This window comes from Klebsiella sp. CN_Kp091, assembly GCF_040065095.1.
Taxonomy (GTDB): Bacteria; Pseudomonadota; Gammaproteobacteria; order Enterobacterales; family Enterobacteriaceae; genus Klebsiella; species Klebsiella aerogenes.
Genome location: NZ_JBEAIO010000004.1, coordinates 176487 through 191363, shown reverse-complemented (window position 1 = coordinate 191363; position 14877 = coordinate 176487). Strand labels below are relative to the sequence as shown.

Here is a 14877-nt window from a genome sequence, read left to right as displayed (position 1 = left end):
GAATATGCAAAAAGTTGTACTCGCTACCGGCAACGCCGGTAAAGTTCGCGAGCTGGCCTCGCTGCTGGAAGATTTTGGCCTCGACATCGTCGCCCAGACTGAGCTTGGGGTCGATTCCGCCGAAGAAACCGGCCTGACCTTTATCGAAAACGCGATCCTCAAAGCGCGTCACGCCGCGCAGGTCACCGGCCTGCCGGCCATTGCCGACGATTCGGGTCTGGCGGTGGATGCGCTGGGCGGCGCGCCGGGAATTTACTCCGCTCGCTACTCGGGTGAAAACGCCAGCGACCTGCAGAATCTGGAAAAGCTGCTGGATGCTCTACAGGATGTGCCCGATGAGCAACGCCAGGCCCATTTCCACTGCGTGCTGGTGTATCTGCGTCATGCCGAAGACCCGACGCCGCTGGTATGCCATGGCAGCTGGCCGGGCGTGATTACTCGTCAGGCGGCGGGTAACGGCGGCTTTGGCTATGACCCGATTTTCTTTGTTCCGTCCGAGGGTAAAACCGCAGCGGAGCTGAGCCGTGAAGAGAAAAGCGCCATTTCCCACCGCGGGCAGGCGCTGAAACTGTTACTGGAAGCATTACGTAATGGCTAATTTGCCGCCTCTGAGTCTTTATATTCATATCCCGTGGTGCGTGCAGAAATGCCCGTACTGCGATTTCAATTCGCATGCGTTAAAGGGCGAAGTGCCGCACGACGACTACGTCCAGCACCTGCTTGCCGATCTGCGCCACGATGCGCCATACGCACAGGGACGTGAAATTAAGACTATTTTTATCGGCGGCGGTACGCCGAGCCTGCTTTCCGGCCCGGCGATGCAAACCCTGCTTGATGGCGTGCGCGCCTGCCTGCCGCTGGCGGCGGATGCGGAGATCACCATGGAAGCCAATCCGGGGACCGTGGAGGCCGATCGCTTCGTTGAGTATCAGCGTGCCGGGGTCAACCGTATCTCCATCGGCGTGCAGAGCTTTAGCGAGCCCAAATTGCAGCGTCTGGGGCGTATTCACGGTCCTGAAGAGGCAAAGCGCGCGGCGCGGCTGGCGAGCGGCCTGGGGCTGCGTAGCTTTAACCTCGATTTAATGCATGGCCTGCCGGACCAGTCGCTGGAAGAAGCGCTGGATGACTTACGCCAGGCGATCGCGCTGAATCCGCCGCATCTGTCGTGGTATCAGTTGACTATTGAGCCGAACACGCTGTTTGGTTCGCGCCCGCCGGTGTTACCGGATGACGACGCGCTGTGGGATATTTTCGAGCAGGGGCATCAATTGCTAAGCGCCGCAGGTTATCAGCAGTACGAGACCTCCGCTTACGCCAAACCAGGCTATCAGTGCCAGCACAATCTCAACTACTGGCGCTTTGGCGACTACCTCGGTATCGGCTGCGGCGCACACGGCAAAGTGACCTTCCCTGATGGCCGCATTCTGCGTACGGCAAAAACCCGTCACCCGCGCGGCTACATGGAAGGCCGTTACCTGGAGCGCCAGCATGACGTGGAGGCGGCGGATAAACCGTTCGAGTTCTTTATGAACCGCTTCCGCCTGCTGGAGGCCGCGCCGCGCGCGGAGTTCAGCTTGTATACCGGCCTTGATGAGCAGGTTATCCGTCCGCAAATCGATGCCGCCATCGCCGAAGGCTATCTGCTGGAAGATGCGCAAAACTGGCAGATTACCGAGCACGGTAAGCTGTTTTTAAATTCGCTGCTGGAGCTGTTCCTCAGCGAAGAGTAATCCCTGCGGGCGGCGCATCGTCGCCCGTATCTTCCCCCTATATCCTCTCCCGCTACGGTCAAATCGACTGGCGTTTTTTTGTTCGCTTATTTGCAGCGAATCACAAAATCAGATCGACTTTTTTCCTTTTCTTGACTCATTTTTTGCACAGTGGTAATCCTGCTTCATCGGTTGAGCAAATGTAAAACCGAAGTATCCTGCATGTGAATTATTGGTAACTCTGATTAAAAAAGTCTCTGTAACGTCGGCGCAACCCGGCGGGCTTAAGCCTATAAAAAAGAGGGTAACACAATGAATTACTGTAATATTTTTATCACACTCGCCGCACTATCCGGCACCATCACGGCTTCAGCCTGGTCTGCAGAGTCCGCCACCGTGGCCTTTTTAATGCCCGATCAGGCCTCTACCCGCTATGAGCAGCACGACTTCCCCGGTTTTAAGGCGGAAATGAGCAAGCTTTGCGCGGATTGTAAGGTCATTTATCAGAATGCCAACGCCAACGCGTCGCTCCAGCAGCAGCAGTTTAATTCGGTTATTGCCCAGGGGGCGAAAGTGATCGTCCTGGATCCGGTTGACTCTTCCGCCGCCGCCGCGCTGGTCGAAAACGCCCAGGCTCAAGGGGTTAAGGTCATCGCCTATGACCGCCCGGTGCCAAACAAACCGGCCGATTTTTATGTTTCGTTTGATAACGAGGGCATTGGCTACGCCATCGCGAAATCTCTCACCGACCATTTGAAAGCGAGTGGCGTGCCGCAGGATGCCGGTGTGCTGCAAATTAACGGTTCGCCAACCGATGCCGCCGCAGGGCTGATCCGCGACGGTATCCATCGCGGATTGAAAGAGTCCGGTTACAAAACGCTGGCCGAATTCGACACCCCGGAGTGGGCGCCGCCGAAAGCCCAGGAGTGGACCGCCGGGCAGGTTACCCGCTTTGGCGACAAAATTAAGGGCGTGGTCGCGGCGAACGACGGTACCGGCGGCGGCGCTATTGCCGCCTTTAAGGCTGCCGGCGTCCAGCCGCTGCCGCCGGTCACCGGCAATGACGCCACTATCGCCGCGCTGCAGCTGATCATCGCCGGCGACCAGTACAACACCATCTCCAAACCATCGGAGATCGTCGCCGCGGCGGCGGCCAAAGTGGCGGTTGATTTTATTCAGGGCAAAAAACCGCAGGCCAGCACCACCTTGTACAACACCCCTTCCCAGCTATTTACCCCGGAAGTGGTGACGGCCAAAAACATCAAAGCGGAAATCTTCGATAAAAAAATCCAGACCTGGGATCAGGTGTGTAGCGGCGAGTACGCCGCCGCCTGCCAGAAGTTAGGCATCAGCAAGTAAGCTGTGCCCCTGCGCCCGCCGCGGCGGGCGTGATTTCGCCATTATTGAGGTCGTTTTGTATGCCGCAACAACAACACAACTCCGCCGCCGGGCGGCCAATACTGCAACTGCGCAACGTCTCTAAACATTTTGGCGCGGTGTCCGCGCTGACGGATATCGAATTAGAAGTCCACGCCGGCGAGGTGGTCGCGCTAGTCGGAGACAACGGCGCGGGCAAATCCACGCTGGTGAAGATCCTCGCCGGCGTCCACCAGCCGACCTCCGGCACCATTGAGTTTGACGGCAACCCCGTCACCCTCGATAGCCCCGGCAAAGCGCTGGAATACGGTATTGCTACGGTGTTTCAGGATCTGGCGCTGTGCGAAAACCTTGATGTAGTGGCAAACCTGTTTCTGGGCCATGAAATTTCGCCGTTCCAGCTCGATGAAGTGGCGATGGAAGTTAAGGCCTGGACGCTGCTGCAGGAGCTGGCGGCACGTATTCCGTCGGTACGCGAACCGGTGGCATCGCTTTCCGGCGGCCAGCGGCAGACCGTCGCCATCGCCCGTTCGCTGCTGCTGAACCCTAAAATCATTATGCTCGATGAGCCCACCGCGGCGCTGGGGGTCGCGCAGACCGCGGAAGTACTCAACCTGATTGAGCGCGTTCGCGAGCGCGGGCTTGGCGTCATCATCATCAGTCACAACATGGAAGACGTTCGCGCCGTCGCCGACCGTATCGTGGTGCTGCGTCTCGGGCGCAACAAAGGGATCTTCACGCCCGATGCTTCTAATCAGGATCTGGTCGCCGCGATCACCGGCGCGACGGAAAACGCCGTCTCACGCCGGGTTGAACGTAAATCACAGCCCACGACTTCCGGAGCGATGTAATTTTATGAACAGTAAGACCGCATCCCACACCGCGCTGGACCGCAGCGATGAGCGCGTTCGTCACGACGAGGGGCTGTTTGGCGCCCTGCGCGCGCAGATAACCCGCATCAAAACCGGCGACCTCGGCACCGCGCCGGTGATAGCCGGGCTGATTGTGATTTCCCTGGTCTTCACCTTTCTCAATCCGGTCTATATCGCGCCGAGTAACCTGGTGAACCTGCTGTTCGACTGCGCGACGGTCGGGTTTATCTCGCTCGGCATCGTCTGCGTGCTGATGCTTGGCGAGATAGACCTGTCGGTTGGCTCGATGAGCGGCCTGGCATCGGCTATCGTCGGCGTGCTGTGGGTAAACGCAGGATGGCCGCTGGCGGGAGCCATCGCCGTGGCGCTGGCCTGCGGCGTGGCCGTCGGGCTGGTCTACGCGCTGCTGTATAACCGCGTCGGCATGCCGAGTTTCGTCGCCACTCTCGCCGGCCTGCTGGCGCTGCTGGGCATGCAGCTGTATATCCTCGGGCCAAGCGGCAGCATCAACCTGCCCTATACTTCGCCGCTGGTGCGCTTTGGCCAACTGCTGGTGATGCCCGGCTGGTTCTCACACCTGATGGCATTGCTGCCAGGACTGGCGATTATTGTCTTTGGTCTGAAAAAACGCTCGCGGCGGCTGGCGGCCAATCTTTCCGCCGAGGGAGTCAGCTCGCTACTGGCGCGCGCGATCGCGCTGACGATTATCTTCGAGGCCGCGGTGCTTTACCTCAATCAGGGGCGCGGTATTCCGTGGATTTTCGGTCTCTTCGTCGCCTGCGTGATGATCCTCAACTACGCGCTGAAACGGACAAAATGGGGCCGCTCAATGTTCGCGGTCGGCGGCAACCGTGAAGCGGCGCGCCGTTCGGGGATTAACGTACGGGCGATTTATGTGAGCGCTTTCGTCCTGTGTACCACGCTTGCGACCTTCGGCGGCATTCTCGCGGCGTCACGACTGGCCTCCGCCAGCCAGCAGGCCGGCACCGGCGACGTCAACCTCAACGCCATCGCCGCGGCGGTGATCGGCGGCACCAGCCTGTTCGGCGGACGCGGCAGCGCCTGGTCCGCGCTATTGGGGATCATCGTGATTCAGTCGATTTCAAATGGGCTGACGCTGTTGAACCTGCCGTCATCGCTGCGCTATATCATAACCGGCGCGGTACTGGCGATTGCGGTAATCATTGATTCTCTGGCTCGCCGTTCACGCGTGTCGCACGGCCGGGCCTGAGTGGAGAAGAGCGCGGCCCAAAGGTATGCGGGCCGCGAAATCTTGATTATTTTAACGAGCCAACCAGCGCTTTGCGGCTCTCTTCCAGCGAGACCACCCGGCTGCAGACATCTTTGCCGAACTGCTGGAAATCCGCTTCCTGGTTTTTCCACTCATCCTGGATTGCGGTTTGCAGGCCGCCAAGACTGCCGAGAATGCCCTGCAGCGGATTGCCGCCGCCTTTGAGCACCGCTTTGGTGCCCATCTCGTTAATGCTGTCCTGCAGAATGCCGCCCATCGCCTGATTCACCAGCTGTTGGCCATCGGCGCGAACCTGGTCGATAGCTTTATAGTGGAAAGTCAGGCCATCGCTGCGACGTTCGATAATGCGGTTCATCTGTTCTTTCAGCTGCGCGTCCAGCTTGGTCAGGCGGCTATGCATACTGCTGCTGGCGCCGACCTGCTCGGTGATGATTTTATCCAGCGCCTTGCGGCCTTTCTCGACGCGCGAGCGCGCGCCGTCGTCAATCCACGGCAGGCTGCTGCGCAGACCGGCCTGATAATCTTGCGCCTGTTCGCGCTGGGCGGCGCTAAGGGCATAGGCTTTACCGTTAAAGGTCAGATTGCCGTCCGGCTTAATCACCAGATCGCCGTTTTCACCCTTCACCTGCACCTGCTGCGGGCTGAGGATCACATCGTCACGCGGCGTGACGCTACACTGGTAGTCCGCGTGGGCAGACAAAGCGGTGACGGAAAGCGCCACCGCCAGCAGCGTTTTGCGCATCTTTTTACTCCCTTAAGACAAATCGGGCCGGCAATTGCCGACCCTTGTCAAACTTAGTCCCACCAGACGTCAAAAAGTTCGCTGGTGCGCACATCCGCTAATTTACGATCTTCCAGCCACTTGCGAACGATGGCCTGATGCTCTTCGGTACATTTACCGATTTCCTGCATGCAGATGAGCCCTTCCCACGAGAGATAACCGCTGCCGTCAAAGGCCAGTTTGTTCGGCTCAATGACCTCTTCAATCAGATCGTTGACCGTCTGGTCGATCTGCTCTTCGCTGGTCCCTTCCGGGAAACGCCAGGCTACGGAGAAACCTAACTCCTGAAACTCGTCGATATGCATTTTTTTACGCAGACGACGGCTACGATTCTTGGCCATTATTTCACCCTCTCGAACATTAAGTCCCATACGCCGTGGCCAAGACGATGGCCACGTTGTTCAAATTTGGTTACCGGGCGCGATTCCGGGCGCGGTACGTAATCGTTACTTTCCGACAGGTTACGATAGCCTTCCAGCGAAGACATCACTTCCAGCATATGCTCGGCATAGGCTTCCCAGTCGGTCGCCATATGGAAGACGCCGCCCAGCTTCAGTTTGCTTTTTACCAGCTCGGCGAAAGGCGGCTGCACGATACGACGTTTATTATGACGCGCTTTATGCCACGGGTCAGGGAAAAACAGCTGCACCATATTCAGCGAGTTATCCGGGATCATAGTGTGCAGCACTTCGACCGCATCGTGACACATTACGCGCAGATTTTGTACGCCTTCTTCTTCCGCGGACGCCAGGCATGCGCCGACGCCCGGCGAGTGCACTTCAATACCGAGGAAGTTTTGCTCCGGTTTAGCTTTCGCCATCGCCACCAGCGAGGCGCCCATGCCGAAACCAATTTCTAAGGTGACCGGCGCTTCGCGGCCAAACAGGGCGGCGAAATCGAGCGGCGCATCGTTGAATTCAACGCCCATCACCGGCCAAATGTTATCCAGCGCATGCTGCTGCCCTTTCGTCAGGCGGCCCTGGCGACGGACGAAGCTACGAATACGGCGCAGCGGGCGACCGTTTTCATCGAATTCCGGAGAAATGACGTCGTTTTTCATAAAAGTTAAGTCTGCTTGTGAATGTGTTCGGAAAACGGGCATTATCCAAAGTTACCCGGCGGATGCAAGGGTTTACAGCCACTCGCCCTTGTGCTGCAATCTGCCACCCTGTAATCGCGATTCCGGAGCCGTAGCTTTGACTTTTCTCGCCGCGCAATTTTCAGCCCAGGTCCTGGACTGGTACGACAAATACGGCCGTAAAACCCTGCCCTGGCAAATCGCCAAGACGCCCTACAAAGTATGGCTCTCCGAAGTGATGTTGCAACAAACCCAGGTCACCACGGTTATTCCCTATTTTGAACGCTTTATGGCGCGTTTCCCAACGGTTGTTGATTTAGCCAACGCGCCGCTGGATGAAGTGCTGCATCTGTGGACCGGCCTTGGCTACTACGCGCGGGCGCGCAATTTACATAAAGCCGCGCAGCAGGTCGCCACGCAACACGGCGGCGAGTTCCCGCAAACCTTTGAAGAGGTGGCCGCGCTTCCCGGCGTCGGGCGCTCGACGGCGGGGGCGATTTTATCCCTTTCGCTCGGTCAGCATTATCCGATTCTCGACGGCAACGTGAAGCGGGTACTCGCCCGCTGCTATGCTGTGAGCGGCTGGCCGGGGAAAAAAGAGGTGGAAAAACGGCTGTGGGAAATAAGCGAAGAGGTGACGCCGGCGCAGGGCGTAGAACGCTTCAACCAGGCGATGATGGATCTCGGCGCCATGGTTTGTACCCGCTCGAAGCCGAAGTGCGAACTGTGCCCGCTGAGTAACGGCTGCGTGGCCTACGCTAACCATTCATGGGCGGAATATCCGGGGAAAAAACCGAAGCAGACCATTCCGGAGCGCACCGGCTACTTCCTGCTGATGCAGCACGGCGACGAGGTGTTTCTTTCCCAACGTCCGCCGGTGGGTTTATGGGGCGGATTGTTCTGTTTTCCGCAGTTTGAGGATGAAGCCGGGCTGCGCGAGTGGCTGGCGCAACGTCAGATAAAGGCCGATAATCTGACGCAATTAACCGCCTTCCGCCACACTTTCAGCCATTTCCACCTGGATATTGTGCCGATGTGGCTTACAGTGCACTCATCTGGCGCATGCATGGATGAAGGTAACGCACTCTGGTATAACTTAGCGCAGCCGCCATCGGTCGGACTGGCGGCCCCCGTGGAGCGCTTGTTGCAACAGTTGAAAGCCGGAACGCCGGTCTAGTTTTTTCGGCTATAAAAGAGGATTGATTATGAGCAGAACGATTTTTTGTACTTTCTTGCAGCGTGAAGCGGATGGCCAGGATTTCCAGCTCTATCCGGGCGAGCTCGGTAAGCGCATTTACAACGAAATCTCCAAAGAGGCCTGGGCGCAGTGGCAGCATAAGCAGACCATGCTGATCAACGAGAAAAAACTCAGCATGATGAACCCGGAGCACCGCAAGCTGCTGGAACAGGAGATGGTGCAGTTCCTGTTTGAAGGGAAAGACGTTCACATCGAAGGCTACACGCCGCCGGAACAACAGTAAGGGCCTCACGGCCTTTACCAAACAAACACAACACGCACTCCCGGAATGATGAAAAAATACTTAGCGCTCGCGCTGATTGCGCCACTGCTCGTGTCCTGTTCCAGTTCCAATAAAAAAGGCGCCGAATATAACGAGGCCTGGGTCAAGGACACTAACGGATTCGATATCCTGATGGGCCAGTTTGCCCATAACATCGAGAACATTTGGGGGTATAACGAAGTTCTGCTCGCCGGGCCGAAGGACTACGTAAAATATACCGACCAGTATCAAACCCGCAGCCACATCAACTTTGATGCCGGTACGATTACCGTCGAGACCATCGCCGGGACCGATCCGCAAGGACGGTTACGCCAGGCGATTATCAAAACCCTGTTGATGGGCGATGACCCCAACTCTATCGACCTCTATTCCGATGTCGATGATATTCAGATTTCCAAAGAACCGTTCCTCTACGGCCAGGTCGTTGATAACACAGGTGAATCCATCCGCTGGGAGTGGCGCGCCGCGCGCTATGCCGATTATCTGCTGCAAACCCGCCTGAAGAGCCGCAGCAATGGCCTGCGCGTGGTCTATAGCATCACCATCAACCTGGTGCCGAACCACCTCGATAAACGTGCGCATAAATATCTCGGCATGGTGCGCCAGGCCTCGCGTAAATACGGCGTAGATGAGTCGCTGATCCTTGCGATAATGCAGACAGAGTCGTCGTTTAACCCCTATGCGGTAAGCCACGCGGATGCCATGGGGCTGATGCAGGTCGTCCAGCACAGCGCGGGGAAAGACGTCTTCCGCTCGCAGGGCAAATCCGGCCTGCCGAGCCGCAGCTATCTGTTTGACCCGGCGAATAACATCGATACCGGTACCGCCTATCTGGCGATGCTGAACAACGTTTATCTCGCCGGCATCGATAACCCCACCTCGCGTCGCTACGCGGTGATCACCGCCTATAACGGCGGCGCCGGCAGCGTACTGCGCGTCTTCTCCAGCGATAAAGTCCAGGCGGCGAACATCATTAACAGCATGGCCCCAGGCGACGTCTACCAGACGCTCACCACCCGCCATCCGTCGGCGGAATCGCGCCGTTATCTGTATAAAGTTAACACCGCGCAGAAAAGCTATCGCCGTAAGTAGCCCCTCTCCCGCAGGCCCGGACATCGCACCGGGCCTCTCTTTTTTACGACATACTTCGTAATATCTTTCGATTTTCTGCGGCAGTTAACAGAAGCTTGCAACCGCTGAATGATAGAATCGCATCAAAATAACGGTGGTTATGTTATTTAAAAAACATAACCAGCCCACATTCGTGAGGATAAATACATGAATCTTAAGCTGCAGTTAAAAATACTGTCGTTCCTGCAGTTCTGCCTTTGGGGGAGTTGGCTGACCACGCTCGGCTCGTACATGTTTGTTACGCTGAAGTTTGACGGCGCGGCCATCGGTGCGGTGTATAGCTCGCTCGGTATCGCCGCCGTCCTGATGCCAACGTTGCTCGGGATCGTCGCCGATAAATGGATCAGCGCCAAATGGGTGTATGCCATCTGCCACCTGGTCGGCGCATTAACGCTGTACCTCGCGGCGCAGGTCACCACGCCAGGCGAGATGTTCCTCGTGATCTTGCTTAACTCGCTGGCCTATATGCCGACGCTTGGCTTGATCAACACCATCTCCTACTACCGCCTGCAGTCGGCGGGGCTGGATATCGTGACCGATTTCCCGCCAATTCGTATCTGGGGCACCATCGGCTTTATCCTCGCCATGTGGGGCGTTAGCTTCTCGGGCTTCGAGCTTAGCCATATGCAGCTTTATATCGGCGCGACGCTGTCGGTCTTGCTGGCGCTGTTCACCCTGACGCTGCCGCATATTCCGGTCGCCAACGCCCAACGTAACCAGAGCTGGACCGAGATGCTCGGCCTGAACGCTTTTGCGCTGTTTAAAAACAAGCGTATGGCAATCTTCTTTATCTTTTCCATGATGCTCGGCGCCGAACTGCAAATCACCAATATGTTTGGCAACACCTTCCTGCACAGCTTCGATAAAGACCCGCTGTTCTCCGGTAGCTTTATCGTCGAACACGCGTCGGTATTGATGTCGATTTCGCAGATCTCCGAAACGCTGTTTATCCTGACCATCCCGTTCTTCCTTAGCCGCTACGGCATTAAGAACGTGATGCTGATTAGTATCGTGGCGTGGATGCTGCGCTTCGGCCTGTTCGCCTTCGGCGACCCGACGCCGTTCGGTACCGTGCTGCTGGTACTGTCGATGATCGTCTACGGCTGCGCCTTCGATTTCTTCAACATCTCTGGTTCAGTGTTCGTGGAGAAAGAGGTACGTCCGGAAATCCGCGCCAGCGCCCAGGGAATGTTCCTGATGATGACCAACGGCTTCGGCTGTATCCTTGGTGGGATGGTGAGTGGCAAAGTTGTCGAGCACTTTACCGTTGAGGGGATCACTAACTGGCAAAGCGTGTGGCTGATTTTCGCCGCCTACTCGCTGGTGCTGGCCTTCGCTTTCGTAGCGCTGTTTAAGTATCAACACGTCAGACAGCCTGCCGCCGCGCGCCATCACGCCTGATCGTCATTGCCCGGTGACGGCGCGTTGCGCCTTCTCCGGGCTACCAAATCGCACAGCGCTGTAGCCCCGGTAAGCGGCAGCGCCACCGGGGGTTTTGAGGTCATTGGTACCGGCAGTTTCAGCCAGCACGATGATTAAATTAAAGGCAGGCCGCACGGACCGTAGGCCGGATAAGGCGCCAGCCGCCATCCGGCAAAATACGCGCACAATGCCTGGTCCCGGTTTACGCTTTCAACACATACCCATACAGCCGCTTAATACCATCGGTATCCGTTTCGCTATAAACCCCCTGCAGCTCCGGCGAAAAGCCTGGCAGCATATTGACCCCCTCTTCCAGCGCGAGGAAGTAGCGCAGTACCGCGCCGCCCCAGATTTCGCCCGGCACCACGCACAGCACGCCCGGCGGATACGGTAGCGCCCCTTCCGCCGCGATGCGGCCTTCGGCCTCGCTCAGGCGCACCAACTCAACGTTACCGCGGATAAATTCACGGTTGGCGTCCTGCGGGTTCATCACCACCGGCGGGAAACTCTGCTTGCGGAACATCGCCTTTTGCAGGTCTTTAACATCAAAACTGACGTACAGATCGTGCATTTCCTGACACAGCTGGCGAATGGTGTAATCGCGATAGCGAACCGGGTATTTGTGGTAAATAGTCGGCAATACCTCAGCAAGCGGCGAATCCGCTTCGATATGCTGTTCGAACTGGGCCAGCATCGCCACCAGCCGCGCCAGTTTCTCCGCGCTTTCCGCCGGCGTCAGCAGGAACAAAATCGAGTTGAGATCGCACTTCTCCGGCACGATGCCGTTTTCGCGCAGGTAGTGCGCCAGGATGGTCGCCGGGATGCCAAACTCGGTATAGTCGCCGCTATCGGCATCGATGCCCGGCGTGGTCAGCAGCAGCTTACACGGATCGACAAAGTATTGATTGTCAGCATAACCGCTAAAGCCGTGCCAGCTCGCGCCCGGCTCGAAGCTAAAGAAGCGACGTTCGCTGGCGATAGTCGCCGTCGAATGCTCCTGCCACGGTTTCCCGCCGACCAGCGGCGGCACAAATGGCCGCAATAATTTACACTGCGCTAGTATCGCTTTACGCGCTTCGATACCCAGCTCCACGCACTCCGCCCACAGCCGCCGACCGCTCTCTCCTTCATGGATTTTGGCATTCACGTCCAGCGAGGCGAACAGCGGATAAAACGGACTGGTGGAAGCATGCAACATAAAGGCGTTATTCAGCCGCTTATGCGGGCAGAAACGCGCCTGGCCGCGCAGATGGTTATCCTTCTTGTGAATTTGCGAAGTCTGCGAAAAACCGGCCTGTTGCTTATGCACCGATTGCGTCACAAAAATGCCCGGATCGTTTTCATTGAGATCCAACAGCAGCGGCGAGCAGTCAGCCATCATCGGGATAAACTGCTCGTAACCGACCCACGCCGAGTCAAACAGGATGTAATCGCAGAGATGGCCGATTTTATCGACCACCTGGCGCGCGTTATACACCGTGCCGTCATAGGTGCCCAGTTGGATCACCGCCAGGCGGAACGGGCGCGCCGCGTCGGCTTTTTCCGGCGCCGCTTCGCGGATCAGCTCGCGCAGGTAGGTTTCGTCAAAGCAGTGGTCGTCGATGCCGCCAATAAAGCCGAACGGGTTACGCGCGGCTTCCAGATAGACCGGCGTCGCCCCGGCCTGGATCAGCGCGCCATGGTGGTTTGATTTATGGTTGTTGCGATCGAACAGTACCAGATCGCCGCGGGTCAGCAGCGCATTGGTCACGACCTTGTTCGCCGCGGAAGTGCCGTTAAGCACGAAGTAGGTTTTATCGGCATTGAAGACTTTTGCCGCAAATTTCTGCGCGTGCTTCGCCGAACCTTCATGGATCAGCAGATCGCCGAGCTTGACGTCGGCGTTGCACATGTCAGCGCGAAAAACGTTCTCGCCGAAAAACTCGTAGAACTGGCGGCCCGCGGGATGCTTTTTAAAGAACGCGCCATGCTGATGGCCGGGACAGGCGAAAGTACTGTTGTCCATCTCAACGTACTGGCTAAGCGTATTAAAAAACGGCGGCAGCAGTTTCTCTTCATAGCCGCAGGCGGCCGCTTCCAGCTCCAGCCACTCCTGCTCTTTGCCGCTAATCACCGCGATGACCCCTTCCGGCTTATCCGTTTGCGTTTCGCTAAACAGATAGACCGGCAGATTGAATCCGCTGCGCTTGAGCAAGGCCAGGATACCGCTGCGGCTATCCGCCGCGGTGATGACGACCGCTGCCGCATCGGTAAAATCAGTGCTGTCCAGCGCCACAACCTGGCGATGGGTGGACAGACGGGAGACCAGCTCGCAGCTGGCGGCAATGTGCATAGATTTCATAAGCGCAAATGCCCGTATCGGGAGTGTAAAAATCTCAGGCAAAGGTGGAGCCTTGCCCAACGATGTGTCCGGGTCTGACGGAATTCAGCTCCGACCGCCGGACATCAGTAAAAGCAGACGCGTCCGATCTTACTGTTGTCCTACAGTGAGCATACGTGGCCTTCACCGCATGGTGAACAGGGGGAGTAAGGAATGAGGCAAACCGCGCAGCAGTACGCAGCGGCAACGGCGATGTAATGGCGATGTCGTCATCCCGGCGGCCTCAGGGTAAAGAGGTGAAAATCCGCGCAATCATGGCACCTTTCCGAAAGTGGCGCAAGATGAAATCCATATGCATTCTCCCCACGTATCCGCAAGCCTTAGCGGCGAAACAACGTCATAATAATGCGGACATCAGGAATAATTAACAGGAGTTTACTTTGGTTATAGGGCCATTTATTAACGCCAGCGCGGTGCTTGTCGGCGGCGTACTGGGCGCGCTGCTGAGCCAACGATTGCCGGAACGGATCCGCACCTCGATGACCTCGATTTTTGGGTTGGCATCACTGGGGATTGGTATTTTACTGGTCATCAAGTGCGCCAACCTGCCGGTGATGGTGCTGGCGACGCTGGTCGGCGCGCTGCTCGGCGAAGTGTGTAATATGGAGAAAGGCATCAATACCCTGGTGAGCAAACTCCAGCAACTATTGTCGCCAAAGGGCAGGAAAAAGGCCTCGGCCCACGAGTCTTATATTCAGAGCTACGTGGCGATCATCGTGCTATTTTGCGCCAGCGGTACGGGCGTTTTTGGCGCCATGCGCGAAGGAATGACCGGCGACGCCAGCATCCTTATCGCCAAAGCGTTTCTCGACTTTTTCACCGCTACTATTTTCGCCTGCACCCTGGGGCTGGCGGTGTCGGCAATCTCGGTGCCGATGCTGCTGATTCAGCTGAGTCTGGCGGCCTGCGCCTCGCTTATCATGCCGCTGACCACGCCGATGATGATGGCCGACTTCAGCGCCGTCGGCGGTATGCTGCTGGTGGCGACCGGCCTGCGTATCTGCGGAATTAAGATGTTCGCGGTGGTCAATATGCTCCCCGCCCTGCTACTGGCAATGCCGATTTCGGTCGCGTGGACGGCCTTTTTTGCCTGACGACGCGTGCTTTTACGGCAAAGTGGTGATAGATTGTGCAGTCTACTGCGAAATTTATAAATTTCGTTGACGAGGCGCGGTGAATCAGGTTTAATGCGCCCCGTTGCCCGGATAGCTCAGTCGGTAGAGCAGGGGATTGAAAATCCCCGTGTCCTTGGTTCGATTCCGAGTCCGGGCACCACTATTTAAAGAACCCGCCCAAAAGGCGGGTTTTTGCTTTTCTGCGGCCGGACTCTCCATCGAACGTCGTCCCCTTCGCCG

General features: G+C 57.3%; 14 protein-coding genes and 1 tRNA gene. 11 read left to right on the top strand and 4 right to left on the bottom strand.

Annotated elements, in window-relative coordinates; translation table 11 throughout:
- The first annotated feature begins 4 nt into the window (after window positions 1-4).
- The 5 genes from ABLV17_RS04220 (at window position 5) to ABLV17_RS04200 (ending at window position 5189) form a co-directional block, all read left to right on the top strand.
- Window positions 5-598 carry an XTP/dITP diphosphatase gene (locus ABLV17_RS04220; RefSeq protein WP_308958904.1) on the top strand — a complete coding sequence of 198 codons (594 nt, stop codon included), beginning with the start codon at window positions 5-7 and terminating at the stop codon, window positions 596-598.
- Window positions 591-1730 carry a radical SAM family heme chaperone HemW gene (gene hemW, locus ABLV17_RS04215; protein ID WP_087859782.1) on the top strand — a complete coding sequence of 380 codons (1140 nt, stop codon included), beginning with the start codon at window positions 591-593 and terminating at the stop codon, window positions 1728-1730. Before ABLV17_RS04220 ends, hemW begins: the two co-directional genes overlap by 8 nt.
- Before the next feature lie 291 nt (window positions 1731-2021).
- Window positions 2022-3068 carry a sugar ABC transporter substrate-binding protein gene (locus ABLV17_RS04210; protein ID WP_348854092.1) on the top strand — a complete coding sequence of 349 codons (1047 nt, stop codon included), beginning with the start codon at window positions 2022-2024 and terminating at the stop codon, window positions 3066-3068.
- A gap of 59 nt (window positions 3069-3127) precedes the next feature.
- Window positions 3128-3937: an ATP-binding cassette domain-containing protein gene (locus ABLV17_RS04205; protein ID WP_004181271.1), complete on the top strand. Its 810-nt coding sequence runs from the start codon at window positions 3128-3130 to the stop codon at window positions 3935-3937.
- A gap of 4 nt (window positions 3938-3941) precedes the next feature.
- Complete coding sequence (locus tag ABLV17_RS04200; protein ID WP_271032122.1) at window positions 3942-5189, top strand: sugar ABC transporter permease; 1248 nt, start codon at window positions 3942-3944, stop codon at window positions 5187-5189.
- A gap of 46 nt (window positions 5190-5235) precedes the next feature.
- On the opposite strand, the gene ABLV17_RS04195 is transcribed toward ABLV17_RS04200, so the two are convergent.
- The 3 genes from ABLV17_RS04195 to trmB are packed head-to-tail and all read right to left on the bottom strand — an operon-like array spanning window position 5236 to window position 7051.
- A complete protein-coding gene (locus ABLV17_RS04195) occupies window positions 5236-5952 on the bottom strand; it encodes a DUF2884 domain-containing protein (RefSeq protein ID WP_271032121.1) in 717 nt (238 codons plus the stop codon).
- Between the two features lie 53 nt (window positions 5953-6005).
- Window positions 6006-6332, bottom strand: coding sequence for a YggL family protein (locus tag ABLV17_RS04190; protein ID WP_015369722.1), 327 nt, complete (start codon window positions 6330-6332; stop codon window positions 6006-6008).
- Window positions 6332-7051: a tRNA (guanosine(46)-N7)-methyltransferase TrmB gene (gene trmB / locus ABLV17_RS04185; protein WP_045392086.1), complete on the bottom strand. Its 720-nt coding sequence runs from the start codon at window positions 7049-7051 to the stop codon at window positions 6332-6334. The genes ABLV17_RS04190 and trmB overlap by 1 nt, the downstream gene beginning before the upstream one ends.
- Before the next feature lie 136 nt (window positions 7052-7187).
- On the opposite strand from trmB, the gene mutY reads away from it, so the two are divergent.
- The 4 genes from mutY to ABLV17_RS04165 all read left to right on the top strand — a co-directional run bounded on the left by mutY (window position 7188) and on the right by ABLV17_RS04165 (window position 11121).
- Complete coding sequence (mutY, locus tag ABLV17_RS04180) at window positions 7188-8246, top strand: A/G-specific adenine glycosylase (RefSeq protein ID WP_020077946.1); 1059 nt, start codon at window positions 7188-7190, stop codon at window positions 8244-8246.
- A 28-nt stretch (window positions 8247-8274) separates the two neighbouring features.
- Window positions 8275-8550, top strand: coding sequence for an oxidative damage protection protein (locus tag ABLV17_RS04175; protein ID WP_045392090.1), 276 nt, complete (start codon window positions 8275-8277; stop codon window positions 8548-8550).
- A 48-nt stretch (window positions 8551-8598) separates the two neighbouring features.
- Window positions 8599-9681 (top strand): membrane-bound lytic murein transglycosylase MltC, encoded by a 1083-nt coding sequence (gene mltC / locus ABLV17_RS04170; RefSeq protein WP_015369719.1) that lies wholly within the window; start codon window positions 8599-8601, stop codon window positions 9679-9681.
- A 186-nt stretch (window positions 9682-9867) separates the two neighbouring features.
- Window positions 9868-11121, top strand: coding sequence for a nucleoside permease (locus ABLV17_RS04165; RefSeq protein ID WP_087859785.1), 1254 nt, complete (start codon window positions 9868-9870; stop codon window positions 11119-11121).
- Window positions 11122-11344: 223 nt separating this feature from the next.
- On the opposite strand, the gene ABLV17_RS04160 is transcribed toward ABLV17_RS04165, so the two are convergent.
- Window positions 11345-13483, bottom strand: a complete 2139-nt coding sequence (locus tag ABLV17_RS04160) for an ornithine decarboxylase (protein ID WP_308958908.1) — start codon at window positions 13481-13483, stop codon at window positions 11345-11347.
- Window positions 13484-13902: 419 nt separating this feature from the next.
- Between ABLV17_RS04160 and ABLV17_RS04155 the strand changes: the two genes are divergently transcribed.
- Both ABLV17_RS04155 and ABLV17_RS04150 read left to right on the top strand, forming a co-directional pair.
- Entirely contained in the window at window positions 13903-14616 is a 714-nt protein-coding gene (locus ABLV17_RS04155; RefSeq protein ID WP_045379610.1) for a DUF554 domain-containing protein, read from the top strand.
- 105 nt (window positions 14617-14721) lie between these two features.
- Window positions 14722-14797: transfer RNA gene (locus ABLV17_RS04150), tRNA-Phe, on the top strand.
- The last annotated feature ends 80 nt before the right edge of the window (window positions 14798-14877 follow it).

Bases quoted from the DNA above. Each gene is read 5' to 3' on its own strand.
- ABLV17_RS04220 (WP_308958904.1), top strand. From the start codon at position 5: ATGCAAAAAGTTGTACTCGCTACCGGCAACGCCGGTAAAGTTCGCGAG.
- hemW (WP_087859782.1), top strand. From the start codon at position 591: ATGGCTAATTTGCCGCCTCTGAGTCTTTATATTCATATCCCGTGGTGC.
- ABLV17_RS04210 (WP_348854092.1), top strand. From the start codon at position 2,022: ATGAATTACTGTAATATTTTTATCACACTCGCCGCACTATCCGGCACC.
- ABLV17_RS04205 (WP_004181271.1), top strand. From the start codon at position 3,128: ATGCCGCAACAACAACACAACTCCGCCGCCGGGCGGCCAATACTGCAA.
- ABLV17_RS04200 (WP_271032122.1), top strand. From the start codon at position 3,942: ATGAACAGTAAGACCGCATCCCACACCGCGCTGGACCGCAGCGATGAG.
- ABLV17_RS04195 (WP_271032121.1), bottom strand. From the start codon at position 5,952: ATGCGCAAAACGCTGCTGGCGGTGGCGCTTTCCGTCACCGCTTTGTCT.
- ABLV17_RS04190 (WP_015369722.1), bottom strand. From the start codon at position 6,332: ATGGCCAAGAATCGTAGCCGTCGTCTGCGTAAAAAAATGCATATCGAC.
- trmB (WP_045392086.1), bottom strand. From the start codon at position 7,051: ATGAAAAACGACGTCATTTCTCCGGAATTCGATGAAAACGGTCGCCCG.
- ABLV17_RS04175 (WP_045392090.1), top strand. From the start codon at position 8,275: ATGAGCAGAACGATTTTTTGTACTTTCTTGCAGCGTGAAGCGGATGGC.
- mltC (WP_015369719.1), top strand. From the start codon at position 8,599: ATGAAAAAATACTTAGCGCTCGCGCTGATTGCGCCACTGCTCGTGTCC.
- ABLV17_RS04165 (WP_087859785.1), top strand. From the start codon at position 9,868: ATGAATCTTAAGCTGCAGTTAAAAATACTGTCGTTCCTGCAGTTCTGC.
- ABLV17_RS04160 (WP_308958908.1), bottom strand. From the start codon at position 13,483: ATGAAATCTATGCACATTGCCGCCAGCTGCGAGCTGGTCTCCCGTCTG.